The 24,770-nt window shown below is 63.7% G+C and carries 24 protein-coding genes and 1 pseudogene; 14 read left to right on the top strand and 11 right to left on the bottom strand.

Annotation, left to right across the window (positions count from 1 at the left end):
- Positions 1-44: 44 nt before the first annotated feature.
- Both BcanWU425_RS22200 and BcanWU425_RS22195 read left to right on the top strand, forming a co-directional pair.
- Complete coding sequence (locus BcanWU425_RS22200; protein ID WP_204511091.1) at positions 45-722, top strand: glutathione S-transferase family protein; 678 nt, start codon at positions 45-47, stop codon at positions 720-722.
- 10 nt (positions 723-732) lie between these two features.
- Positions 733-1,056 (top strand): DMT family transporter, encoded by a 324-nt coding sequence (locus tag BcanWU425_RS22195; protein ID WP_039799056.1) that lies wholly within the window; start codon positions 733-735, stop codon positions 1,054-1,056.
- On the opposite strand, the gene BcanWU425_RS22190 is transcribed toward BcanWU425_RS22195, so the two are convergent.
- Positions 1,053-1,565 (bottom strand): DUF1697 domain-containing protein, encoded by a 513-nt coding sequence (locus BcanWU425_RS22190; protein WP_085358775.1) that lies wholly within the window; start codon positions 1,563-1,565, stop codon positions 1,053-1,055. The genes BcanWU425_RS22195 and BcanWU425_RS22190 overlap by 4 nt on opposite strands.
- Before the next feature lie 7 nt (positions 1,566-1,572).
- Positions 1,573-2,220 (bottom strand): alpha/beta hydrolase, encoded by a 648-nt coding sequence (locus tag BcanWU425_RS22185; RefSeq protein WP_007591562.1) that lies wholly within the window; start codon positions 2,218-2,220, stop codon positions 1,573-1,575.
- A gap of 344 nt (positions 2,221-2,564) precedes the next feature.
- Between BcanWU425_RS22185 and BcanWU425_RS22180 the strand changes: the two genes are divergently transcribed.
- The 8 genes from BcanWU425_RS22180 to BcanWU425_RS22145 all read left to right on the top strand — a co-directional run bounded on the left by BcanWU425_RS22180 (position 2,565) and on the right by BcanWU425_RS22145 (position 10,167).
- Complete coding sequence (locus BcanWU425_RS22180; RefSeq protein ID WP_204511092.1) at positions 2,565-3,704, top strand: cysteine desulfurase family protein; 1,140 nt, start codon at positions 2,565-2,567, stop codon at positions 3,702-3,704.
- A gap of 116 nt (positions 3,705-3,820) precedes the next feature.
- On the top strand, positions 3,821-5,317 hold the full coding sequence (sufB, locus tag BcanWU425_RS22175; RefSeq protein ID WP_007609805.1) for a Fe-S cluster assembly protein SufB: 1,497 nt from the start codon (positions 3,821-3,823) through the stop codon (positions 5,315-5,317).
- Positions 5,318-5,379: 62 nt separating this feature from the next.
- Positions 5,380-6,132, top strand: a complete 753-nt coding sequence (gene sufC / locus BcanWU425_RS22170; RefSeq protein WP_007609807.1) for a Fe-S cluster assembly ATPase SufC — start codon at positions 5,380-5,382, stop codon at positions 6,130-6,132.
- Positions 6,133-6,143: 11 nt separating this feature from the next.
- Positions 6,144-7,448, top strand: coding sequence for a Fe-S cluster assembly protein SufD (gene sufD, locus BcanWU425_RS22165; protein WP_204511093.1), 1,305 nt, complete (start codon positions 6,144-6,146; stop codon positions 7,446-7,448).
- The gene (locus BcanWU425_RS22160) at positions 7,445-8,692 is read left to right on the top strand and encodes a cysteine desulfurase (protein WP_204511094.1); all 1,248 of its coding nucleotides are present in this window, start codon (positions 7,445-7,447) and stop codon (positions 8,690-8,692) included. Before sufD ends, BcanWU425_RS22160 begins: the two co-directional genes overlap by 4 nt.
- A complete protein-coding gene (locus tag BcanWU425_RS22155) occupies positions 8,689-9,060 on the top strand; it encodes an SUF system Fe-S cluster assembly protein (protein WP_007591551.1) in 372 nt (123 codons plus the stop codon). The genes BcanWU425_RS22160 and BcanWU425_RS22155 overlap by 4 nt, the downstream gene beginning before the upstream one ends.
- 74 nt (positions 9,061-9,134) lie before the next feature.
- Entirely contained in the window at positions 9,135-9,545 is a 411-nt protein-coding gene (locus BcanWU425_RS22150; protein ID WP_007609828.1) for a HesB/IscA family protein, read from the top strand.
- A gap of 181 nt (positions 9,546-9,726) precedes the next feature.
- Positions 9,727-10,167: a TfoX/Sxy family protein gene (locus tag BcanWU425_RS22145; protein ID WP_204511095.1), complete on the top strand. Its 441-nt coding sequence runs from the start codon at positions 9,727-9,729 to the stop codon at positions 10,165-10,167.
- Positions 10,168-10,227: 60 nt separating this feature from the next.
- Here the strand turns inward: BcanWU425_RS22145 and fabA are convergent.
- The 4 genes and pseudogenes from fabA to BcanWU425_RS22125 all read right to left on the bottom strand — a co-directional run bounded on the left by fabA (position 10,228) and on the right by BcanWU425_RS22125 (position 14,931).
- Positions 10,228-10,758 (bottom strand): annotated as a pseudogene (gene fabA, locus BcanWU425_RS22140) (bifunctional 3-hydroxydecanoyl-ACP dehydratase/trans-2-decenoyl-ACP isomerase).
- 105 nt (positions 10,759-10,863) lie between these two features.
- Positions 10,864-11,931, bottom strand: coding sequence for a GGDEF domain-containing protein (locus BcanWU425_RS22135; RefSeq protein ID WP_204511096.1), 1,068 nt, complete (start codon positions 11,929-11,931; stop codon positions 10,864-10,866).
- A gap of 166 nt (positions 11,932-12,097) precedes the next feature.
- The gene (locus BcanWU425_RS22130; RefSeq protein ID WP_204511097.1) at positions 12,098-13,666 is read right to left on the bottom strand and encodes a DEAD/DEAH box helicase; all 1,569 of its coding nucleotides are present in this window, start codon (positions 13,664-13,666) and stop codon (positions 12,098-12,100) included.
- Between the two features lie 299 nt (positions 13,667-13,965).
- On the bottom strand, positions 13,966-14,931 hold the full coding sequence (locus BcanWU425_RS22125; protein WP_204513932.1) for a helix-turn-helix transcriptional regulator: 966 nt from the start codon (positions 14,929-14,931) through the stop codon (positions 13,966-13,968).
- A gap of 208 nt (positions 14,932-15,139) precedes the next feature.
- On the opposite strand from BcanWU425_RS22125, the gene BcanWU425_RS22120 reads away from it, so the two are divergent.
- Positions 15,140-16,654 carry a caspase family protein gene (locus BcanWU425_RS22120; RefSeq protein ID WP_204511098.1) on the top strand — a complete coding sequence of 505 codons (1,515 nt, stop codon included), beginning with the start codon at positions 15,140-15,142 and terminating at the stop codon, positions 16,652-16,654.
- A gap of 135 nt (positions 16,655-16,789) precedes the next feature.
- On the opposite strand, the gene BcanWU425_RS37425 is transcribed toward BcanWU425_RS22120, so the two are convergent.
- The gene (locus tag BcanWU425_RS37425; RefSeq protein ID WP_007591544.1) at positions 16,790-16,924 is read right to left on the bottom strand and encodes a hypothetical protein; all 135 of its coding nucleotides are present in this window, start codon (positions 16,922-16,924) and stop codon (positions 16,790-16,792) included.
- A gap of 119 nt (positions 16,925-17,043) precedes the next feature.
- Between BcanWU425_RS37425 and BcanWU425_RS22115 the strand changes: the two genes are divergently transcribed.
- Together BcanWU425_RS22115 and BcanWU425_RS22110 are read left to right on the top strand one after the other, a co-directional pair.
- Complete coding sequence (locus tag BcanWU425_RS22115; protein WP_083926369.1) at positions 17,044-18,300, top strand: FAD-dependent oxidoreductase; 1,257 nt, start codon at positions 17,044-17,046, stop codon at positions 18,298-18,300.
- A gap of 179 nt (positions 18,301-18,479) precedes the next feature.
- Positions 18,480-19,250, top strand: coding sequence for an outer membrane protein (locus tag BcanWU425_RS22110; RefSeq protein ID WP_204511099.1), 771 nt, complete (start codon positions 18,480-18,482; stop codon positions 19,248-19,250).
- A gap of 107 nt (positions 19,251-19,357) precedes the next feature.
- On the opposite strand, the gene BcanWU425_RS22105 is transcribed toward BcanWU425_RS22110, so the two are convergent.
- From BcanWU425_RS22105 to parE, 4 genes are all read right to left on the bottom strand, one after another.
- A complete protein-coding gene (locus tag BcanWU425_RS22105) occupies positions 19,358-20,128 on the bottom strand; it encodes an SDR family NAD(P)-dependent oxidoreductase (RefSeq protein ID WP_018454440.1) in 771 nt (256 codons plus the stop codon).
- Between the two features lie 20 nt (positions 20,129-20,148).
- Positions 20,149-20,334, bottom strand: coding sequence for a hypothetical protein (locus tag BcanWU425_RS22100; RefSeq protein WP_007609848.1), 186 nt, complete (start codon positions 20,332-20,334; stop codon positions 20,149-20,151).
- 221 nt (positions 20,335-20,555) lie between these two features.
- Positions 20,556-21,338: an outer membrane protein gene (locus tag BcanWU425_RS22095; protein WP_018454438.1), complete on the bottom strand. Its 783-nt coding sequence runs from the start codon at positions 21,336-21,338 to the stop codon at positions 20,556-20,558.
- 456 nt (positions 21,339-21,794) lie between these two features.
- Positions 21,795-23,837, bottom strand: a complete 2,043-nt coding sequence (parE, locus tag BcanWU425_RS22090) for a DNA topoisomerase IV subunit B (protein WP_204511100.1) — start codon at positions 23,835-23,837, stop codon at positions 21,795-21,797.
- Between the two features lie 273 nt (positions 23,838-24,110).
- Between parE and BcanWU425_RS22085 the strand changes: the two genes are divergently transcribed.
- On the top strand, positions 24,111-24,641 hold the full coding sequence (locus BcanWU425_RS22085; protein ID WP_018454436.1) for a DedA family protein: 531 nt from the start codon (positions 24,111-24,113) through the stop codon (positions 24,639-24,641).
- Positions 24,642-24,770 lie beyond the last annotated feature (129 nt).

Below are 24,770 nucleotides of genomic sequence, written 5' to 3'. Positions count from 1 at the left end.
ATCTATCTTTGATGCAGTTGCATCTAACCGTCGGGATTCTCGCCATGACCGCTTCACTGAAACTGATCAGCCACAAGCTTTGCCCCTATGTGCAGCGCGCGGTGATCGCGCTCAACGAGACGGGCGTGCCGTTCGAGCGGGTCGACATCGATCTCGCCAATAAGCCCGACTGGTTTCTCAAACTGTCGCCGCTCGGCAAGGTGCCGGTGCTGGTCGTGACGAGCGAGAAGGGCGAGGTCGCGCTGTTCGAGAGTAACGTGATCTGCGAGTACATCGAGGAGACGCAAGGCGGCGTGAGACTGCATCCGGCGGATGCCTTGGAGCGTGCCGAGCACCGGGCGTGGATGGAGTTCGGTTCAGCAGTGCTCGCCGATCTCTGGGGCCTAGAGACCACGACCGATGCGGCGACGTTCGAGAGCAAGCGCCAGGCGCTGATGGTGAAGTTCGCCCGGGTCGAAGCGGCGCTCGGTGCCGGTCCTTATTTTGCTGGCGAAGCGTTCAGTCTCGTCGACGCCGTATTCGCCCCCGTCTTCCGCTACTTCGATCTGTTCGACGAGCTGACCGACCACGGCATTTTCCGCGATGTGCCGAAGGTCCGCGCATGGCGCGCCGAACTGGCGAAGCGTCCGAGCGTCCGTACTGCGGTGGGCGCGGACTATCCGCAATTGCTGCGCGCCTTCCTCGTGCGCCACGAGGCGCATCTGCTCAAGCTTGCGGCCTGAGCCCACGCCGATGTCGCAATCCATGGCCTGGCTGATGCTGGTGATCGCAGGCGCACTCGATGTTGGCTGGGCGATCTCGATGAAATATGCGGAAGGCTACACGCGCGCTGGCTGGAGCGTCGTTTCGCTCGTGCTGCTCGTAGCCTTCGTTGTCCTGCTCGGGCGTGCTTTGAAGGTGCTCGAGGTCGGCGTCGCCTATTCGGTCTGGACCGGCATCGGCGCCGCCGGCACCGTCGTCATGGGTGTGGTGCTGTTCGGCGAGGCGCTGAGCGCGATGAAGATCGCGGGGATCCTGCTGGTGCTGACGGGGATCGCGGCGCTCAAGCTGGCCTAGAGCTCTGCGGCCATTTTCGCGAGCGTCGCGATCGTTTTCATGTTGCGCGCGGTGCCGGTCTTGGCGGCGGGGATGACCAGCTTCGACGTGCCCATGCCGTCGCCGTAATGCACGTAGATCTCGCGGCGGCCGAGGCGGATCTCCTCCTTGTTCTGGCCGCGAATGCCGGCGAGCGCATCCGCCGGCGGCGCCTTGTCGAGGAAGATCGCGACGGTACGGTTGGGGGCGGCCTTTGGAAACGGATTATCGGCCAAGACCTGCGCCATCTCGGTGGCGCTGCGCACGAGCACGCCGACCGGCGCGCCGGCATAGGCGTGCAACCGCTTTTCGAGTGCGGTCTTGATCGCAGATTGCGACTTGCGGCTTGTGAAGACGACGTTGCCGCTTGCAATATAGGTGCGCACGGCGGCGTAGCCGAGCTCCTCGCACATGGCCTTGAGTTCGCTCATCGGCAATTTGCCGGTGCCGCCGACATTCACGGCACGCAGCAATGCGATGAACGCACCCACGGAAAGCTCAGCGCACGTTGGCGAGGCGCATGTCGAGATAGGCGGTGATGGTTTCCATCAGCGGCTCGAGCTTGGCGTCGAAGAAGTGGTTGGCGCCCGGGATGACCTGCTGGTCGATCACGATGCCCTTCTGGGTCTTCAGCTTCTCGACCAGCGTGTTGACGTCCTTGGGCGGCACCACCGCGTCCTTCTCGCCATGCACGATCAGCCCCGAGGACGGGCAGGGTGCGAGGAACGAGAAGTCGTAGAGGTTGGCGGGCGGCGCGATCGAGATGAAGCCCTCGACCTCGGGGCGGCGCATCAGCAGCTGCATGCCGATCCAGGCGCCGAAGGAGAAGCCGGCAACCCAGCAGGCGCGCGCTTCGGGATTGATGGTCTGCGCCCAGTCGAGCGCCGCGGCCGCGTCCGACAATTCGCCGGTGCCGTGGTCGAACGAGCCCTGGCTGCGGCCGACGCCACGGAAATTGAAACGCAGCACCGAGAAGCCGCGATGCGCGAACGCATAGTAGCACTGGTAGATGATCTGATGATTCATCGTGCCGTGGAACTGCGGATGCGGATGCAGGACCATCGCGATTGGCGCGTTCTTCTGCTTGGCCGGATGGTAGCGGCCTTCGAGGCGGCCGGCGGGGCCGGTGAAAATAACTTCAGGCATGATGATCTCTTGATTGATCCCTTGAAGACGCTCTTCAACAATCAACCGATTGTGCGGATTTCATCGGCTGCTGGGCCGATCAAGCCGCGAATGGAAGGGTGGAGCGGCGCCCTCGGATGATGCGCGAGCGGCGCGCGGCGAACTGACGCGCGCGTTCTAACATGAGGCGAGGGTCAAAAAGCAAGCATCTTGAACATCCCGCAATCGGCTCAAGGCGTTAGCGTGTCATGGCCGTCATCGCGCGAAGGCGATTGGGAATCGAGATTGCCAAGCGCTGCCCGGGGGCCCATGTCGGGTACCAGTGCGGGCGAAGCAGCCTGGTCCGAATGGTAACATAATACGTCATGCCGAGCCGTGTTTATCTCGACTGGAACGCGACCACGCCGCTTCGCTCCGAGGCGCGAGGCGCAATGCTCGCAGCCTACGAGCTGATCGGCAATCCGTCCTCTGTTCACGCCGAGGGGCGCGAGGCGCGACGGCTTGTCGAGGGGGCGCGGGCCATCCTTGCGACCGCAGTAGGCGCGCTGCCGCGGAACGTCGTCTTCACCTCCACGGGAACCGAAGCCAACGCGCTGGCGCTTTCACCGGGGCTTCGGGGGCCGTCTGGGGGGCCTGTCGAGCGGCTTCTGGTCTCGGCCGTCGAGCATGCTTCGGTACTGGCAGGCGGCCGGTTCCCGGCAGATGAGATCGGTCAGATCAGGGTCACACGCTCCGGCGTGATCGACCTCGATCATTTGAAGGCGCTGCTCAGAGAGGGCCCGCCGGCGCTGGTCTCTATCATGGCGGCCAACAACGAGACGGGCGCGCTGCAGCCTATCGCCGAGGCCGCGGGAATCGTTCACGGGGCCGGCGGCCTCCTGCACGTCGACGCAATCCAGGCGCTTGGGAAAATCCCCTTCGATATCAAGGTGATCGGTGCGGACCTTGCGACCTTTTCTGCGCACAAGATCGGCGGCCCCAAGGGGGTCGGCGCGCTGGTCGTGGCCGAGGGCGTGGCCGGACTTGAGCCGGTGCTGCGGGGCGGCGGGCAGGAGCTGAACCGGCGTGCCGGAACCGAGAATGTCGCCGGCATTGCCGGCTTCGGGGCATCCGTGCGGGCTGCCCTTCAGGCTTTGCCGGAGGATGCGGAACGGATGGCAACCCTCAGAGATCGCTTGGAAAATGGCATTCGCTCCATGGCCGGCGCAACGGTCTTCTCAGATGACGCCAGGCGGTTGCCAAATACCGTTCTTTTCACGGCTCCCGGCTTGAAAGCCGAGACCGCGGTGATCGGTTTCGACCTCGAAGGTGTCGCGGTGTCCTCGGGCTCTGCCTGTTCCTCGGGCAAGGTACAGCCGTCCCACGTGCTGTCGGCGATGGGGTATGATCCCACCGTCGCCCAAGGAGCGGTGCGTCTCAGTCTGGGCTGGTCCACGGAGCCGGATGACATCAACAGGGCGTTAGAGGCTTGGCGAAAGCTCGGTAATACCCTACTTAAGGGATAAGCGATGAAACACGGCTTGAACGGTTCTAAGCGCGTGCGTCCCGCCAAGAAACATCGTAATAGTCGTCCGAATTTGATGATCCACCGCGGTCCTTGAAACCGCGAGCGGAGGATAGAATGCCAGCCGTGCAAGAGACGGTCGAGCGCGTGAAGCGCATCGACGTCGATCAGTATCGTTATGGGTTTGAGACCCTGATCGAGTCCGACAAGGCCCCAAAGGGGCTGTCGGAAGAAACCGTCAAGTTCATCTCCGAGAAGAAGAACGAACCCGCCTGGATGCTCCAGTGGCGGCTCGAGGCCTATCGGCGCTGGCTGACCATGACCGAGCCGACCTGGGCCCGCGTCGACTATCCCAAGATCGACTTTCAGGACCTCTATTATTATTCGGCTCCCAAGCCGAAGAAGACGATCACCTCGCTCGACGAGATCGATCCCGAGATTCTGAAGACCTACGAGAAGCTCGGCATTCCCTTGCGGGAAGTCGCCATGCTCGAAGGCGTCGAGCCGAAGCCCGGCGAGGAAGACCCCAACAGGCGCAAGATCGCGGTCGACGCGGTGTTCGATTCGGTCTCGGTTGCGACCACCTTCAAGGCCGAGCTGAAGAAGGCCGGCGTGATCTTCATGCCGATCTCGGAGGCGATCCGCGAGCATCCCGAGCTGGTGCAGAAATATCTGGGATCCGTGGTGCCGACGTCGGACAATTTCTACGCAACGCTGAACTCGGCGGTGTTCTCGGACGGCTCGTTCGTTTACGTGCCGCCGGGCGTGCGCTGCCCGATGGAACTGTCCACCTACTTCCGCATCAACGAGCGCAACACTGGCCAGTTCGAGCGCACGCTGATCATTGCCGACAAGGGCTCCTACGTCTCTTATCTCGAGGGCTGCACCGCGCCGCAGCGCGACGAGAACCAGCTGCACGCGGCCGTGGTCGAACTCGTCACGCACGACGACGCCGAGATCAAATATTCGACGGTGCAGAACTGGTATCCCGGCAATTCGGAAGGCAAAGGCGGCATCTACAATTTCGTCACCAAGCGTGGTGACTGCCGCGGCAACAATTCCAAGATCTCCTGGACCCAGGTCGAGACAGGTTCGGCGATCACCTGGAAGTATCCGAGCTGCATCCTGCGGGGCGACAATTCGCGTGGTGAATTCTATTCGATCGCGATCTCGAATGGCTATCAGCAGGTCGACAGCGGCACCAAGATGATCCATCTCGGCAAGAACACGTCGAGCCGTATCATCTCCAAGGGCATCGCCGCCGGCAGATCGCAGAACACCTATCGCGGCCTCGTGACGGCGCATCGCAAGGCGACCGGCGCGCGCAACTTCACCGCCTGCGATTCGCTGTTGATCGGCGACAAATGCGGCGCGCACACCGTGCCCTACATCGAAGCCAAGAACTCGTCGGCGACGTTCGAGCACGAGGCCACCACGTCCAAGATCTCCGAGGACGTGCTGTTCTACTGCATCCAGCGCGGCCTCACGCAGGAGGAGGCGGTCGGCCTCGTCGTCAACGGCTTCGTCAAGGACGTGCTGCAGCAACTGCCGATGGAATTCGCGGTGGAAGCGCAGAAGCTGATCTCGATCTCGCTTGAAGGATCGGTCGGCTAGCGCCGGCCCTCGCGGCGCGCGTCGCGCGCCCTATGCATCATTTGAATAAACTGGACACCAAGATGGCTTTGCTTGAAGTGAAAGACCTCAAGGTTCGTGTCGAGGAGCGTGAGATCCTCCATGGGTTGACGCTGACCGTGAACGAGGGCGAGATCCACGCGATCATGGGGCCGAACGGCTCCGGCAAATCGACGCTGTCCCACGTCATCGCCGGCAAGCCTGGTTACGAGGTCACCGACGGCGAGATCCTGTTCAAGGGCGAAGACCTGCTCGCGATGGCGCCCAACGAACGGGCCGCCAAGGGCGTGTTCCTGGCGTTCCAGTATCCGGTCGAGATCCCCGGCGTCTCCACCATGAATTTCCTGCGCACCGCGCTGAACGCGCAGCGCAAGGCGCGCGGCGAGGGCGAATATTCGACGCCCGACTTTTTGAAGAAAGTCCGCGAAGTCTCGAAGTCGCTGAACATCCCGCAGGACATGCTCAAGCGCGGTGTCAATGTCGGCTTCTCCGGCGGCGAGAAGAAGCGCAATGAGGTGCTGCAGATGGCGCTGTTCGAGCCGAGCCTGTGCATCCTCGACGAGATGGATTCCGGCCTCGACATCGACGCGCTGCGCATTGCAGCCGACGGCGTCAACGCGCTGCATTCGCCCAAGCGCGCGATGGTCGTCATCACCCATTATCAGCGGCTGCTGAACTATATCGTGCCTGACGTCGTGCACGTGATGTCAAAAGGCCGTGTCGTGAAGAGCGGTGGCAAGGAACTGGCGCTGGAGCTGGAAGCGTCCGGCTACGCCCAGTTCGAGGACGCCGCGTAAGGAATTTTGAGATGAACGTTGCTGTGGCAAAGACCGGAAACGGCCGCGCGGTGAGCGATCTCTTCGCCAGCGCCGAAAGCCGGCTGCCGGGTTCGCCTTCCGTGATCGCGGTACGCCGCGAGGCGTTCGAGACCTATGAGCGTCTCGGCCTGCCGCACCGCCGGATCGAGGAGTGGAAGTACACCGATCTGCGCGCGCTGGTCGGCGAGGTACTGCCGCTCGCGGCTGCGCCCGATGCGACTGCGTTGAAGCGCGCCGCGGACGCGGTGAAAGCACATGCGATCGCCGGCGCCCGCAAGCTGGTGCTGGTCGACGGTGTGTTCGCTCCCGATCTCTCCGACGTCAAGGCGCTCGCCTCCGAGGCGAGCTTTAAGACGTTGCGGGAGACGCTGGAGAAGGATTCCGGTCTGTTAAGGACCGCGGCCATCGATGCGGTGATCGCGCTGAACGCGGCGATGGCGACCGACGGTGTCGTGCTTGATATCGCCGACGGCACGCAGCTGTCCGCGCCGATCCAGATCATCCACATCGCGGTTGCATCTTCCGCGTCGGCTTTCACCCGCTCGCAGGTTGCGGTCGGGAAGGGCGCTCGTGCCACCATCATCGAGAGCTTTGTCGCGGCCGGCGCCAAGGCTTACCAGGTCAACGATGCCGTCATCCTCTCGGTTGACGATAATGCCGACATCGCGCATATCCGTCTGATGGACGATTCGCCGGATGCGGTGAACATCACCTCGGAGTTCGTCACGGTCGGTGCGAATACAAAGCTCAACTTCTTCAACATGACGACCGGCGCGGCAGTCAGCCGCCTGCAAGGCTTCATCACGCTGGCAGGCGAGGGCAGCGAGCTCTCGGTCAACGGCGTGAACCTGTTGCAGAAGACCGAACACGGCGACACCACGCTGGTGGTCGACCATGCCGTGCCGAACTGCGTCAGCCGAGAAGTTTTCCGCGCCGTGATCGACGATCGCGCCCATTCGGTGTTCCAGGGCCGCATCATCGTTCGTCCCGATGCGCAGAAGACCGACGGCAAGATGATGATCCGCGCGCTGCTGCTCTCGGATGAGGCGGAAGCCGACAACAAGCCCGAGCTCGAGATCTTTGCGGACGACGTCTCCTGCGGTCACGGCGCCACCGCCGGTGCGCTGGACGACAGTCTGCTGTTCTATCTGAAGGCGCGCGGCCTGCCGGAGAAGCAGGCCCAGGCGCTGCTGATCCAGGCCTTCGTCGGCGAGGCGATCGAGCAGATCGCCGACGATGATCTGCGCGAGCACGTGATCGGCATTGCCGAGCGCTGGCTGGAGCGGCGCCAATGAGCACGCATCCGGCAGTCAAGAACGGCTCTTACGACGTTGCGCGCGTGCGCCAGGATTTTCCGGCGCTGGCCATGCAGATCTACGGCAAGCCGCTGGTCTATCTCGACAACGCCGCATCTGCGCAGAAGCCGAGCGCCGTGCTCGATCGCATGACGCAGGCCTACACCTCCGAATATGCCAACGTGCACCGCGGCCTGCATTATCTCGCCAACGCCGCGACCGAAGCCTATGAGGGCGGCCGCACCAAGGTGGCGCAGTTCATCAACGCGCCGCGGACCGAGGAAGTGATCTTCACCCGCAACGCGACCGAGGCGATCAACCTCGTCGCCTCGTCCTGGGGCGAGCCGAACATCAAAGCAGGCGACGAGATCGTCATTTCGATCATGGAGCACCACTCCAACATCGTGCCCTGGCATTTCCTCAGGGAACGCCATGGTGCCGTGATCAAATGGGCGCCGGTCGACGACGAGGGCAATTTCCTCATCGACGAATTCGAAAAGCTGCTGACGTCGAAGACCAAGCTGGTCGCGATCACGCAGATGTCGAACGCGCTTGGCACCATCGTCCCGGTCAAGGACGTCGTGAAGATCGCCCACGCCCGCGGCATTCCCGTGCTGGTCGACGGCAGCCAGGGCGCGGTGCATATCCCAGTCGACGTCCAGGACCTCGGCTGCGACTTCTATGTCTTCACCGGCCACAAGGTCTACGGGCCGACCGGCATCGGCGTGCTCTGGGCCAACTACGACCACCTGGTCGCGATGCGCCCCTATAACGGCGGCGGCGAAATGATCCGCGAGGTCTCGCGCGACATCGTCACCTACGGCGATCCCCCGCACAAATTCGAGGCCGGCACGCCGGCGATCGTCGAGGCCGTCGGGCTCGGCGCCGCGATCGACTACGTCAATTCGATCGGCAAGGAGCGCATCGCCGCGCACGAGCACGATCTCGTCACCTACGCCCAGGATAAGCTGCGCGAGATCAACTCGCTGCGGCTGATCGGCACGGCGCGGGGCAAGGGCCCGGTGATCTCCTTCGAACTCAAGGGCGCGCACGCCCACGACGTCGCCACCGTGATCGACCGCCAGGGCATCGCGGTGCGCGCCGGCACCCATTGCGTGATGCCGCTTTTAGAGCGGTTCAACGTCACAGCCACATGCCGGGCGTCGTTCGGCATGTATAATACGCGGGAAGAAGTCGATCATCTGGCACAGGCGCTGTTGAAGGCGCGGGATTTGTTCGCATGAGTGACACGGCCGAAATCAAAGCCAATCCGATGGAAACCCAGTCGGCGCTGCCGCCTGAGGAGACCGAGCGTCTCACCACCGAGATCATCGCCGGGCTCAAGACCGTGTTCGACCCGGAAATCCCGGCTGATATCTACGAGCTCGGCCTGATCTACAAGGTCGAGATCAAGGACGATCGTTCCGTCGATGTGCAAATGACGCTGACGACACCGAATTGCCCGGCCGCCGGCGAGCTGCCGACCATGGTCGAGAACGCGGTCGCCAGCGTCCCCGGCGTCGGCGTGGTCGACGTCAAGGTGGTCTGGGAGCCGGCCTGGACGCCGGAACGCATGAGCGACGAGGCCCGCCTCGTGCTCAACATGTGGTGACGCGTAACCTCGGCTTTAGATCCTTGTTAGATCCTTGGCATTGAATTCGCTCGGCAACGGACCACATCATTGACATGACACAGATATCGTCGGGCTCGACACCAGCATCCACTCCAAAGCCGAGGCGGCCCCGCCCGCAGGTCATGCGGCTGACGGACGCTGCCGCCCAGCGCATCAGCGAGCTGACCCAGCGGGCCGATTCCGAGATCGTTGGCCTGCGCGTCGGCGTCAAGAACGGCGGCTGTGCCGGACAGTCCTACACCGTCGAATACGCCCATGATGTCCGGCCGACCGACGAGGTCGTCGAGGACAAGGGCGTCAAGATCCTGGTCGATCCCAAGGCCGTGCTGTTCCTGCTCGGCACCGAGATGGACTACAAGGCCGACAAGATGCAGGCCCAGTTCGTTTTCAATAACCCCAACCAGATCTCCGCCTGCGGCTGTGGCGAGTCGGTCGAGCTGCGTCCGGCGCAGATCGACGGGTAGTCCGTTTCTCGCAAATCACTCCGCTGTCGTCCTGGCGAAGGCCAGGATCCATACCGCGTGATCTCGCGGTGATCGTCGGTGCCAATACCGACGCTGGCACGACTGGCAGTCTTCGCTAAACTCCCTCCCGTGGAATGGGTCCTGGCTTTCGCCAGGACGACCGTGCGGAAATAGTTCAGCCATGGACCGCGAATTTCTGATCGACCTGTTCGCCGATTTCGGCCCCGTCGCCATCCGGAAAATGTTCTCCGGCTACGGCATCTCCGCCGACGGCGTCAACTTCGCGCTGGCCTTGCGCGCCGGCCTGTTTTTTCGCGCTGACGAGATGACCATCCCGGATTTTGAGGCGGAAGGCTCGAAGCCGTTCCAATACTCGACCCGCGCCAAGACCGTGGTGGTGAACTCCTATTGGGAGCTGCCGGCCCGCCTGTTCGACGATTCCGCGGAACTCGCGCAATGGGCGAGGGCCGCGCTTGCTGCTGCCCAGCGCGCCAAGGTGAAGAAGCCGCCCAAGGTGAAGAAGGCGGCGAAGAAGGTTGCGAAGAAGCCCGTTGCAACGAAGCGGCCGACCAAGAAGAAAACAATGCGCAGGGCGGGCAAAGCGAAGCGTGCCCTCCGCTGAGGTGCTGGTGTGGGAGATGATGGGCATGGCGCTGAGCGCCTTTGCCCACCCGATGGGACTTCACTCCACGGCCTTGGTCAGACCAACCCGCATGTCCCTGGCGGTGAAGACGCAGACGCCGTCGGCCAGCACGCGACCGTCGGCAATTCCGAGCACCAGCTTGCCGCGCCGGACCATCCTCATGGAGACCTCGTAGCGCACGCGTTGCGCGTTCGGTGTGACCTCGCCCGTGCACGCGACTTCGCCGACGCCGATGGCGCGGCCCTTGCCCGGCGAGCCCGACCATCCCAGCCAGTAGCCGACCATCTGCCACATGGCATCCAAACCCAGAGACGCTGGCATCGTGGCATCGCCGTGATAGTGGCAATCGAAGAACTAATGGCCCGGCGCGATGTCGAGCTCGCCGACGATATGGCCCTTGCCGAACTCTCCGCCATCCAGGCTGATCTCCGTGATGCGGTCCATCATCAGCATCGGCGGCGCTGGCAATTGCGCATTGCCCGGCCCGAAATAGCCGCCCTCGCTCGATCTCAGCAGCTCGTCCCTGGTGTAGGACGGTTGCGGTGAGTGAAAATCATGCGGATTGGGCAAGACGACAAGTCCTCCGGATCTTCGCAGTCGGACGCCTCAAGACGGCGAGGGAGATGTCGTTCGTCGGGTCAGAATGTCAAGCGCTGGCGGTGCGCGGCTTCGGCGTCACGCCACCCGGTTATGGGTCTCGACCGTGAATTCCGGATCGGCCTCGCAGATCACGCGGTTGCGGCCGTTGCGTTTGGCGGCGTAGAGGCAGGCATCCGCGCGTTCGATCAGCGCATCGGTGTCGTCACCCTGCTTGAGCATGGAGACGCCGACGGAGATGGTGACCCGGCCAAGGATTTCGCCGGTGGACTTCTTCTTTAGTTCCTTCGCCATCACCGCGCGGCGGATGTGATCGGCCACCGTGAGGGCCTGGCGCAGCGCGGTGTTGGGCAGCACGACCGCGAATTCCTCGCCGCCATAGCGGGCGGTGATGTCCTGGCCCTTGATGGTCTGCTTCAGCGACAGGCCGACCAGCCGCAGCACCTGGTCGCCGGTGAGATGGCCGTAGGAATCGTTGAACGACTTGAAATGATCGATGTCGACCAGCAGCAGCGACAGCGGCTCGCCGGAGGCGAGCGCGCCTTGCACGGCCATGTCGATCATGCGATCGAAATATTTGCGGTTGCCGAGCCCCGTCAGCGGATCGGTCAGGCTCTCGGCGCGGATCGCCTCCAGGCTCTGCTGGAGGTTGCTGATCTCGCTCCTCGAGAGCGTCAGCCGGTCTTCCAGCGCCTTGTTGGTCTCGCGCATCTCGCTGGTCGAATGCAGCAGCGTCTCGACGATCGACTTGATCTGCTCGCGGCTTTCGGCCGATGACAGCTTTTTGGTCGCGTCCGACAGGCTCGCATCGTAGGAGCCGGTCATCGCGAGCGCGTCGCCGAGAACCTTTATGACGTCGTCGATCTCGCCGATGACGCGCGCGCCGACCTTGTCGATGCGCTCGGTGGTCTTGATGTGGGAGAGGTAGGTCTCGTAGATGTGATCGAGATCGGCTTCGGTCAGCTTGCCGCTTCGCGCCAGCGTCTCGTTGATGATCTTGTTGAGCGGGGCGTTGTAGCCGGTGGCGTAGACGTACCAGATCTCGTAATTGCGGGGAATTGCCGTCTGCCGTAGCGATCGGATCTGACCGAGCGCTACCTGGGCGAACGCCATCGTGCGTTCGTGTTCGTCGAGCAACTTGACCACGGAACATACCCCACAGCGATCGGCGTGCCGACGACCGCAGCAATACTTAAATTATGTTCGTAGGCTAACGGACGATCGTGAACGCCCCGTAAATATACGTCCACGAATGCATCCGAAAAAGTGCGCGCCGGCTTGGTTTCAACCAAAGCCGGGCGCGCATCGTGCTTCAGGCGCCGGCGGGGGAGCGAACCGGACGCAGCAGAAATGCCGGCAGATGCGAGTGGTCACCCGGCTCGCTGTCGGCTTCGCGTTGGCGGCGCGGCTCGGGACGGCCGATCGACGGCACATGCGACGGATTGGCCTGCTGGCGCGCACCGTCACGCGGCTCGGATGATGGCTTGGCTTCGCGCGGCGGCCTGGCTTCACGCGAAGGTCTTGCTTCACGCGGAGGCCTTGCCTCGCGCGCGGGCCTTGCTTCGGAAGCGGGCCTTGCTTCGGAAGCGGGCCTTGCTTCGGTCGAAGGCTGTGCCTCGCCACGCGGTTCGCGCGGCTCGTGGCTGCGCTCACGATCGCGGCCGCGCTGCGGCTTGCCGCGTCCGCCGCGTGACCGTTCACGGCCGCGCTGCTCGCGCGGACGCTCGCTCGCGTCGGAAGCATCGGTGCGGACTTCGAAATCGCCCTCCGCGCGTGGAATGCTCTGGCCGATCAGCTTCTCGATCGCCACCATCGATTTCTGGTCGAGCGGCGTGACGAGCGAGATCGCCATGCCGGACCGGCCTGCGCGACCGGTGCGGCCGACGCGGTGGACATAATCGTCGGGATGGTGGGGAACGTCGAAATTGAAGACGTGGCTGACCTCGGGGATGTCGAGGCCGCGGGCGGCGACGTCGGATGCGACCAGCAGGGGCAGCTCGCCCTTGCGGAACTGCTCGAGTGCCGCCGTGCGGGCCGACTGGTCCATGTCGCCGTGCAGCGCGCCGACGCTGAAGCCGTGCTTTTGCAGCGATTTGTGAACGACGGCGACCTCGCGCTTGCGATTGCAGAAGATGATCGCGTTCTGGAGATCCTTGGCCTCGCGCAGCAATCGGCGAAGCAGCTCGCGCTTCTCGTGCGCCTCGCGCCCGGCCGGGACCTGACACTGCGTAACGGTGACAGCGGTGGTGGCGGGCTTCGATACCTCGATCTTCTGCGGATTGTGCAGGAAGGTTTCGGTGATGCGCCGGATCTCCGGCGGCATGGTCGCGGTGAAGAACAGGGTCTGCCGCGTGAACGGGACGAGCTTGCAGACGCGCTCGATGTCGGGAATGAAGCCCATGTCCAGCATGCGGTCGGCTTCGTCGATGACGAGCAGCTCGACGCCGGTGAGCAGCAGGCCGCCGCGCTCCGTGTGGTCGAGCAGGCGGCCGGGAGTGGCGATCAGCACGTCGACGCCGCGCGTCAGCTTGGCATCCTGGTCGCCGAAGGAAACGCCGCCGATCAGGAGGGCGACGTTGAGTTTCTGACCCGCGCCGTAGCGGTCGAAGTTTTCCTTCACCTGCGCCGCGAGTTCGCGGGTCGGCTCAAGGATCAGGGTGCGCGGCATGCGCGCCCGGGCGCGACCCTTTTCAAGGATGGTAAGCATCGGCAGCACGAAGGCCGCGGTCTTGCCGGTGCCGGTCTGGGCGATGCCGAGCACGTCCTTGCGAGCGAGGACGTGAGGGATCGCCTGTTCCTGAATGGGGGTGGGGGTGGTGTAACCGGTGGCCGCCACTGCGGCGAGGACTTTTTCGGATAGTCCGAGATGGGTAAAAGACATTGAGCCTCTGGTCGAAACCGCCGTTCGGATTCGAGGGTAATAAGGCTGTCGCGTTCCACCCCAAAACGGCGCGCTCTCAAAGAAGCTGGGGGTGCTGACTCACGCGAACAAAGCGCCAAGCTCAGGAATCGCTCTTCGATACCGAGCCGCGTCGACCCGGAACATAGGCGGGAATCGGCCAAAGTCAATGGAGCGGGCGCGGGAAGGCCCTAAAAAACCTGAGGTTTTCGCCCAAATAGCGGGCGCGGCTGCGGTTTTCCGCCCAATCAGGTGATCGGCCGGAGCTGCTCAAACGCCGGCTAACGCCCGTCCGGCCCTCGGGCGCGAAAGTCGCCGGGGGCCATCCCGTAGGCGGCGTTGAAGACCCGGTAATAGGTCGCGAGGCTGTCGAAACCGCAGGCGGCCGCGATGTCGGCGATCAACCGGTCCGGGGCTTCGCGCATCAGGCGGCGGCTCTGGTTCAGGCGTTCGTCCGTCACGGTTTGCGAGAAACTCCTGGCGGTACTTTCGAACAGCATATGCAGGTGACGCACGGAGACGCCGAGCAGGTCGGCCACCATGGTTGGCGCGAGATTTGGGTCTTGCAGGTGACGCGCGATCAGGCGCCGTGCCTGCGAGAGCCGGGCGGTCCGCAACGCTGCCTGCCCGAGGCGGCTGCCGGGCCGCAGGATGCCGCGCTCGACCAGCGCCAGATGGGCTAACGCCTGGACGAGGGTAGCGGCATCGGCGGCGCCGTCATCACCCGGGGCAACCGTACCGAGATCGGCGAAGCAGGCGTCGAGCAGGGGCTTCAAGCCGGGATCGTCGAACGTCCGGGGCGCAAGCTCGCGCATGCGCTTGTCCTGCGTGGAGAGGCCGCTCAGCGGGACTTTCAGGATCCGCAGGTGGAAGCCCCCCGTGCTCAGCGGCGCGGCGCGATAGGGCTGGTCGGTATGGCTGGTGGCGAAGCTGCCATTGGCGATCGTGAATTCGCTGCCGCGCATGCCGCCGAACCAGCCGCCGCTGCCGAGCTGCTGGTAGACGCAGAGGCTGTCGCCCGGCGCGTCTGCGATGTCGGTCACGCTGCGCTCGACCGTGTAATGGGAGGCCTTCAGGTCGACGAAGCCGGCTCCGCCGAGCTGGCGCAGCGAGAATTCGCCGAAGAAGTCCGCGCGGCGTTCGCGCTCGAGTTCGACGGTGATGCCGAACAGGCCCTTGGCGCGCACCTCGCGCCAAAAGTCGAATCGGTCGTGCGGCTCGACCTCGTCGGTGCACCAGCGATACACGGCGGCCCCCACTCCAGCGGAATTGCCCACAAGAATTGACCGAGAAAAAGCAAATTCCGGTGGCATCTACCATAGGCTAGACGACAGACCTGAGTCCTCAGGGCTGTTGAACCAGCGATGTGGCTGGGCCGACTATCACATCAACGACGCGGTTCCCATGAACCGCTGTTCGAAGGAACCGGCATTGGCCGTTCTTGAGGGATTTTCGATGACGCGTCGGCTTTTCAGGGTCCTGGCAGCGCTTGGCCTCGCGGCCAGCCTTAGCGGTTTCGCGCTTCCCGCCTGTGCCGAGAAGCGCGTCGCGCTCGTCGTCGGCAACAACGACTACAGGAACGTTCCGAAGCTGCTCAAGGCGGTCAACGACGCCCGCACCATGGGCGATACGCTGAAGCAGCTCGGATTCTCGGTGATGGTCGCCGAAAACCAGAGCCGGCAGCAGTTTTCGGAGACGCTGCTCGCGTTCGATCGGACGATCGAGCCCGGCGACACCGCGTTCTTCTTCTATGCCGGCCACGGCTTCGAAATCGCAGGCCAGAACTATCTGCTGCCCACGGACGTGCCGGCGGCGACGGAAGGGCAGGAAGAGCTGGTGCGTGACGCCTCAATTCTGGCCGATCGCATCGTCGAGCGCCTCCAGAACAAGAAGGCGCGAACCTCGATCCTGGTGTTCGATGCCTGCCGCAACAACCCGTTCGAGCGCAAGGGTACCCGCGCCGTCTCCGGTGGCGGCGGGCTTGCCCCGATGGTACAGCTGCCCGAAGGCGTGTTCTCGGTCTTCTCGGCGGGCCCGCGCCAGACCGCGCTCGATCGCCTCTCCAACGATGACGCCAATCCCAATTCGGTGTTCACGCGCACCTTCGCCAAGGAGCTGCTCCAGCCCGGTGAGAACCTGGTGCAAGTGGCGCAGCGTACGCGCCGTCTCGTGAGCGAGATGGCCGACACTGTCAAGCACAGGCAGGTGCCGGTCTATTTCGATCAGATGGTCGATGACGTCTTCCTCAGCGGCATCGCCAAGGATGCCACCGCGCGCCCGGCCGATCCGCCGGCGCAGAAGCTCGCGGCGCTGCCACCGGTGTCGGTGCCGCGCGTGCCGAAGGAGGAGACCACCAACGCGCCGATCGCGAGCTTCTCGCGTCACAATGGCGGCTGGAGCGTGGTGTTCTCCTTTGCCGATCCGACCCTCGGCGTTTCCTGGCGCATGGCCGGCAACGGCGACTTCCGCGAAACCGGCTTCATCGATACGCTCGACCCGCGCACGCGCAAGAGGATGCCGAACCCGTCGATCGAATTGCCGCCGGACGCGCAGGCCGGCACCATCGAGGTTCGCTATGTCGACCAATCCGGTGACATGCAGGGGCCGTTCCCGATCAGGTTCGATCCCGAAGCCGCGCTGATCCGTGACCAGCGCAAGATCCTGGACATGACCGCGACGAGCTGGCTGTCATTCCGCGAGTTCAACGGGCTGCTGGTCTACTACACGCACCTCGTGTCCTACCGCTGCGCCATCCGCGAGGTGCGCATCGGCATCGATACCGCCGTTCCGAACCAGGTGTTGAAGATGCCGGGCTGCGACATGCGCGATCCCAGTGCGATCAGCGCCGGCATGCCGCTCTCCATGAAGCTCGCGCCGGCAACGCAGTTCATCTCGGTGGAGCTGACCTATCGCGACGGCAGCGTGTCGGAGATCAAGAGCTTCCGCAGCGCGAACCGCAGCAACAACTGAGGTGTCGAGCAGGCCGCGTAGCTATTCGCGGCGCTTCCGGATGAAGCGTTTGAGGGCCTCGATCAAGGACGGGGTCAGCGGGAAGAAAGCGCCCATCGCGATCGAGATGATGACTTGGCGCGGCAGGAGCTTGACCTACTCCTCGTACGGATAACCGTTCTGTTCGATGCGCACCGGCGCAAGCGGCGGCCTGCGCGGTGCGATCATGATCAAGACGAAAAGCACGTTGATCAGGATCCAGACGCCGAGCAGTATGAGGATTGTCTGCACTGCAATTTCCCGAATGAGTCGGAATTGGAGGCAAGGCTAACGGCCATTCACAACCGCAGCAAATGAATCTTGCTTGCTGCACTGCACAGAATGCTTGGCTCGTGAGGGAGGACCCGACCGTGAAACCCGATACGTTGCAGCGTCCCCAGGGCTCCCCGCTGAAGGTGCGGTGTTGCATCGTCGGCGGCGGACCGGCGGGCATGATGCTCGGCTATCTCCTCGGGCGCGCCGGCATCGATGTCGTGGTGCTGGAGAAGCATGCGGATTTCTTCCGCGACTTCCGCGGCGACACCGTGCATCCTTCGACGCTCCAGGTGATGGACGAGCTCGGCCTGATCGACGGATTCCTGAAGCTGCCGCATCAGCGCTTGCAAAAGCTGGACGGCCTGTTCGGCAGTACCCCCGTTCGCATCGCCGATCTCAGCCGCCTCCGCACCAAGTACCCCTTCATCGCCTTCATGCCGCAATGGGATTTCCTGAATTTCCTGCGCGAGGCCGGCCAGCGCTTCGCCTCGCTGCAGGTGATGATGAACACGGAGGCCGTCGATCTGATCCGCCGCGGCGAGACCATCGCCGGCGTGCGGGCGAATACGCCTGACGGTATCGTGGACATCGAAGCTGATCTCACCATCGCATGTGACGGCCGGCATTCGACCGTGCGCCAGCATTCCGGCCTCGAGGTCGAGGAGATCGGCGCGCCAATGGACGTGCTGTGGTTCCGCGTCGGACGCAAGGCGAACGAGACCGAGAACCTGTTCGCGCGCGTCGAGCCCGGCAAGATGATGATCACCTTCGACCGCGGCGACTATTGGCAGTGCGCCTATGTCATCGCCAAGGGACAATACGACGCGGTGAAGGCGAGGGGATTGCAGGCGCTGCTCGACGACGTCGTTCGCATGGCGCCGGTCCTGAAGAGCGGCATAGCCGAGGTGAAGAACTTCGACGATGTCAAGCTGCTCACCGTCGCGATCAACCGCCTGCCGCGCTGGACGCGGCCGGGCCTGCTTCTGATCGGCGACGCCGCACATGCGATGTCGCCGGTCGGCGGTGTCGGCGTCAATCTCGCCGTCCAGGATGCGGTCGCGACCGCAAACCTGCTGGCGGACGAGCTGCAGCGCGGCTGCCCGTCGGAGGACGAACTCGATGCCGTGCGCCGTCGCCGCGAATTCCCGGTGAAGATGACGCAGCGGATGCAGATGATCGTGCAGAACAACATCATCAGCGGCGCCTTGCAGGGCGGCGACCGGCCGCTGAAAGTGCCGCTGGTCCTGCGCCTCATCACCGCGCTGCCGTGGCTCCAGGGCATTCCGGCGCGCCTGCTCGCGCTTGGCGTCCGGCCCGAGCACGTGCAGTCGAAGGCTACGCCGGCACGGTAGCGCAAGGGCCCGGTAGGGATAACGCGGCGTTAAATCGCGCTCGACGCGTTGCCTGCGTGCAACAGCGCAAACGGATTGAAGGCGCGCTGCTTGCCAATCCGACGTCTTAACTGTCTTGATTCAAATTTGAGTAAGACCTGCGTGTGAGCGTGCACCCATCAAAGGACACGGGGTGTACCATGCGTAACAAGTTGATTGCCGCCTTCGCCTGCACGACCGCTCTGATTTCGACCGGCGCCGCTTCCGCCGCCGATCTCGGTGCTCGGCCCTACACAAAGGCGCCGGCCTATATGGAGTCGATGTTCAACTGGACCGGCTTCTATGTCGGCGGCCACATCGGCGGTGCATGGACCAACGAGCAGTTCATCAACAACGGGACCGGCGCACCGTTTGGCGATCTGACCCCGGGGCAGGGCTACCGTCAGCGCAACTCCGGCATCCTGGGCGGCGCCCAGATCGGCTACAATTGGCAGGCCAACAACTACGTGTTCGGTATGGAAGGCACGATCTCGGGCCTCGACAACAAGGGCTCGTTCTTGAACACCGCGTTCGGCGCGGGTGACGACGTGTTCTCCTGGCGCACCAATGTGCTTGCCACCGTCGTCGGTCGCGCGGGCTTCGCCGTGCAGAACAACCTGTTCTACATCAAGGGCGGCTATGCCGGCGTGAACAACCGTCTGTCGGTCACCGATACGGTCGGTCCGGCCACCGGTTCCGGCGGTCAGACCCATTGGGCCAACGGCTGGACCGTCGGTGCCGGCTGGGAATACGGCATCACCCGCAACTGGATCGTCGGCCTCGAGTACAACTACGCAGCCTTCGCCAGCCAGACCTATCAACTCGGCGGCACCTCCGGCAATTACAGCTTCGATGCCAAGCCGCGCGACCTGCAGTGGGCCGTCGTGCGCGCCAGCTACAAGTTCGACGCGCCGGTCATCGCCCGCTACTAAGTGGGTCAACGAACGACCAAGCAGCCATAAAGACGATCACTGCCCAAATTCAAAAGCCCCGGCATTGTCCGGGGCTTCTTTTTTGTGTGCAGATTTATTGGTGCGGCCTACGCCATCACCGAGAACCCGCCATCGACGGGGATCGCGGTGCCGGTGACGAAGTTGGAGGCGGATGAGGCGAGGAACACGGTGATGCCGGCGAAGTCGTCGATGTCGCCCCACCGCCCCGCAGGCGTGCGTGCCAGCACCCGCTCGTGCAATCCCGATACCTGCTGCCGCGCACCGCGGGTCAGGTCGGTGTCGATCCAGCCCGGCAGGATGGCATTGACCTGGATGTTGTCGGGCGCCCACGCATTGGCGCAGGCGCGCGTGTACTGAACGATGCCGCCCTTGCTCGCCGCATAGGCCGTCGCGAAGCTCGCGCCGAAGATCGACATCATCGAGCCGATGTTGATCACCTTGCCGTTGCCGGACGCCTTCAGCGCCGGATAAGCCAGCTTCGAGCACAGGAAGGCGCTGGTGAGATTGGTGTTGATCACCGTGTTCCACTCGTCGAGCTCGAGCTCGTGCGGCGGCTTGCGGATGCTCATGCCGGCATTGTTGATGAGGATGTCGATCCGGCCGAAATCCCTGACGACGCGATCGATCATCGCGGCGATGGCCGCCTTGTCGGTGACGTCGGTGGCAACACTGATCGCCTTCACGCCGCGCTGGCTGAGATCAGCGACGGCGGCGGCGGATTTGGTTTCGTTGCGCCCGACCACGGCGATGTTGGCGCCGGCATCGGCGAGGCCACGGGCCATTCCGAGCCCGATGCCGCCATTGCCTCCCGTGACAATCGCGACCTTGCCGCGGAGATCGAACCGACTGGTTGTCATGCTGCTATTCCCTGGTTCTTCTATTGGTTGCTCTGCCAGATCAGCACCAGCCCGAAGCCGGCCATGGCTGCGCCATAGCCGGCCCATTGCAGCTGGTTGACCATGAAGCTCGATCGCGGCCACGCGACGGTGCCCGTACCCTGTCCGATCCAGAGCAGCCCGACGGCAAGGGCAAACAGGCCTGCTATCAGCAGAAATCTGCGCATGCATTCCTCCCCGGCGGTTTGCTTCTGTCGTGACGCGACATGACGATTGCCGCGGCCCGAAAACTTGCCGGGAGACTAGCCGTAGCCGTGGTCGGGATACAATGGCCGCTGATGCAGGCCGCAGGGCGGATGCATGTCCATACGCAAGGTCCGCTGAAGCACCGTACAACGAAAAAGCCCCGGACGATGCCGGGGCTTTGACGTCTGAACTTGCGTTCGGATCAGTACTTCGCGACGACCGGACCGGTCCAGTTGAAGCGGTAAACCAGCGAAGTCGAGATCGTCTGGTTCCAGCTGTTGGCGCGAATGCTCTGACCGACCGGGAGGTTACCGGCATCGAACAGGATGTCCTGGGTCTTGGCATTGTAGAAGGCCGAACGGTACTCGGTCTTCATGAACCAGCCGGGCGACTGGATGCCGAAGATGTTCAGGTTGTTCTCAACGCCGCCGCCGATGAACCAGCCATTGCGGTTGTAGCCGTTGAGGTGAACGCCGGCCGGAGCGCCAGCCAAGGTCATGAAGTTGGTGCTGCCGAAGTGGGCGCCGGAGTAACCGCCGTTGACGTAGGAGAGAACGTTCGGAGCGACCAGCCAGCCGAGGCGCACACCAGCGGCCCAGGAGTCTTCCAGCTTCTGGTTGCCGGTGATGCCGAGCAGGGGATCTTGAATGGTAGCACGGATGCTGCCGAACTGACCGTCAGCGAACACGCCGGCGACCCAGGTGCCACTGAACTGCCAGTCGTAGCCGAGACCGACGGTGCCGAACCAGCCCGAGCCACCCTGGCGCTGATCGATCGTCAGGGGAACTGCGCCAACCGTGGTCTGGACGCGCTGGTCAGAGGCCGAGAGGCCGCCGCCGGCGCCGCCGAAGATGTAGAAGCCGGTCCAGTTGGCGACGGGAGCCGCCATCGGGGCCTTCGCGTAGGGACGGGCGCCAAGGTCAGCGGCCGAAGCCGAAGCGGTCATGGCAGCAACCGCGGTCAGTGCGAGCAAAATCTTCTTCATCTTAAAAATCCCCAAGCTTTGGTCTGTCTGGCAGGCGCGAGCGCACTGAAGTCCGTGTGATCTGATGTCCTGGACTATACCTGCTTCTCTCCGAAATGCTGTTGCAGAGCAGGCACAGTCGCCGGGAAACGCCGCACGGCAGGGATTCTGGGTGCCGTCGTGGAAATGTGAAATAAGTACGCATTATCAATGCAGTACGTCGAATTTTGCGATTTGCGTTTTGGTAGATTCTCGTTAGCGAATCCGGCTTTGTCCGAAATGGAGGCAGTCCTGCATCAGTCATGGCTCGGTGAGTCGTTGGCCGAGTCGCGGCGCGATGAGGCCGGGAATCAACGAAATCGAGGCGGACGTTGGCGGGATTGGCGGGAAAGAGCGGTTGTCATCTCCCAAAAAACAAAAGAGCCCCGGGCATCATGCCGGGGCTCTGGATGGATACGACCGGGCAGCGCCTGCGGATCAGACGTCCAGCAGGTCGTCATTGGCGAATTCGGCCTTGTCCGAGATGAAGGCGAAGCGGGCTTCGGCCTTGGTGCCCATCAGGCGTTCCACCGAATCCGCCGTGGTGTCGCGGTCGTCGGCGAGCAGAACCACCTTCAGCATGGTCCGCTTGGCCGGATCCATGGTGGTTTCCTTGAGCTGCGCCGGCATCATTTCGCCGAGGCCTTTGAAGCGATTGACCTCGACCTTGGCGTTGGCGTTGAACTCGCTCTTGATCAGCGCCGCCTTGTGCGCGTCATCGCGGGCGTAGACCGACTTCGTGCCGTTGGTCAGCTTGTAGAGCGGCGGCACGGCGAGGAAGAGATGGCCTTCGTCGATCAGCCGCGGCATCTGCCTGTAGAAGAAGGTGATCAGCAGCGACGCGATGTGGGCGCCGTCGACATCGGCGTCGGTCATGATGATGATGCGCTGGTAGCGCAGATCCTCTTCGCGATACTGTGCGAGCATGCCGCAGCCGATCGCCTGCACGAGGTCGGCGAGCTGCGTGTTCGCCGTCAGCTTGTCCTTGCCGGCGGACGCGACGTTGAGGATCTTGCCGCGCAGCGGCAGCACGGCCTGGGTCTTGCGGTCACGCGCCTGCTTGGCGCTGCCGCCGGCCGAGTCACCCTCGACGATGAAGAGTTCTGAGCCTTCCAAGCCTGCATCGCTGCAATCGGCGAGCTTGCCGGGGAGGCGCAGCTTCTTGCCGGCGGTCTTGCGCGCGGTCTCCTTCTCCTGGCGGCGGCGCAGCCGCTCCTCGGCGCGGTCGACCACGAAGTCGAGCAGCCTGTTGGCCTGGTTCGGATTGCCCGACAGCCAATGGTCGAACGGGTCCTTCATCGCCTGTTCGACGATGCGCTGCGCTTCGGCAGTGGCGAGACGGTCCTTGGTCTGGCCCTGGAATTCAGGCTCGCGCACGAACACCGAAAGCATCACGGCTGCACCCACCATCACGTCTTCTGACGTAATGGACGACGCGCGCTTGCCCTGGCCGACGCGTTCGGCGTGGTCCTTGAGGCCGCGCAGCAGCGCGCTGCGCAGCCCGGATTCGTGCGTGCCGCCGTCGGGCGTCGGCACAGTGTTGGTGTAGGAAGACAGGAAGCCGTCGGCATCCGCGGTCCAGGCCACCGCCCATTCGCAGGCGCCATGCGCGCCGTTGCGGCCCGACTTGCCGGAGAAGATGTCGGGATGCACCAGCGTGTCGGCATGGATCGCGGCGGCCAGATAGTCCTTGAGGCCACCGGGGAAGTGGAACGTCGCTTCCGCCGGCACGTCGTCGACGCCCTTGAGCAGTTCGGGCGCGCAATTCCAGCGGATCTCGACGCCGCCGAACAGATACGCCTTCGAACGCGTCATCTTGAACAGGCGCTGCGGCTTGAACGCTGCCTTGGCACCGAAGATGTCGGTGTCCGGCTTGAAGCGCACGCGGGTTCCGCGGCGGTTGTTGATCTTGCCGAGATCCTCGAGCTTGCCCTTCGGGTGGCCGCGCTCGAACGTCATGCGATAGAGTTTCTGGCTGCGCGCGACCTCGACCTCGAGCAGCGAGGAGAGGGCGTTCACCACGGAGATGCCGACGCCGTGCAGGCCGCCCGAGGTCTCGTAGACCTTGGAGTCGAACTTGCCGCCCGAGTGCAGCGTGCACATGATGACTTCGAGCGCCGACTTCTTCGGGAATTTTGGATGCGGATCGACCGGGATGCCGCGGCCGTTGTCCGTGACGGTCAAAAAGCCGTCCGCGCTCAATTCGACTCCGATGAATGTCGCATGCCCCGCGAGCGCCTCGTCCATCGAGTTGTCGATGACTTCGGCGAAGAGGTGATGCAGCGCCTTCTCGTCGGTGCCGCCGATATACATGCCGGGCCGGCGGCGCACCGGTTCCAGACCTTCGAGGACCTCGATGTCGGCTGCGGTGTAGTCGGCCTCGGCACCGCCCGCGCGCGGGGCGGCCTTGGCGGCGCGGGGCTTGGGCTCATCGCCGCCGAAAAAATTGTCTTTTGCTTTGGGCTTCAACTGCTTGGACATATATCTTTATGCGTTTTGAGGGCCGCATGAGCGGCGAATCGGTTGGGCCGACTATGCCACTTCTCGCCTGGAAAGGTTATCGCGGGGCGGGCCGGGCGGTGTGGTTGGGAGCCAATCCCGGCGATTTTACGCCGCATCCCCATCAATTCCCGGCAATGTGACGGTCCGGTCCGGCTGGACCTGGCTTTGTGACTTGATGTCACACAAGTCATTGGCTTACCAGTCCTTTTCATCGAGCAGCACCTTCGGGCAGGACGGAAAGGCTATTTTTGAATGGAGCAGTTTGCGCACGGGCTCGCCGATTTCGTGCGCGCTCACCAGACGTGGGCAGCTCCCATCGTGTTCGTGCTCGCCTTCGGGGAGTCGCTCGCCTTCATCTCGCTGCTGATCCCGGCCTGGGGCGCGTTGGTCGCTATCGGCGCGCTGATCGGCGCGAGTGGCATCAGCTTCTATCCGGTCTGGATCGCCGGTGGCATCGGGGCGGCGCTGGGCGACTGGGTCTCTTACTGGTTCGGCTATCGCTACAAGGAGCAGGTCGCGCAGATGTGGCCGCTCTCGCGTTATCCGGAACTCCTGCCCAGAGGCGAGGCCTTCGTGCGCAGCTGGGGCGTGCCGAGCATCTTCATCGGCCGCTTCTTCGGCCCCTTGCGTGCCTCCGTGCCGCTTGCAGCCGGCATTTTCGAGATGCCCTATTGGAGCTTCCAGGCCGCCAATTTCGTCTCGGCACTGATCTGGTCGGCGGCGCTGCTGCTGTTCGGAGATGTGATCGCCAAGATCATGGAATGGATCTGGGGCGTGGTGTGACGTCGGAACCTTGACGGCGACCGCAGCTGGCCTTATAGCACCGCGCCATGATCAACGCCGCGACCATCCTGTTCGCCCGTCGCCGCCGCCGCTCTTTAGCGGTTTGGGCCGTCGATCGCGTTTGAGATC

The organism is Bradyrhizobium sp. WU425 (assembly GCF_021052305.1).
In the GTDB taxonomy this organism is placed as follows: domain Bacteria; phylum Pseudomonadota; class Alphaproteobacteria; order Rhizobiales; family Xanthobacteraceae; genus Bradyrhizobium; species Bradyrhizobium canariense_D.
The sequence above is the reverse complement of the archived record's forward strand: the minus strand, read 5'-3'. Positions and strand labels throughout refer to the sequence as shown.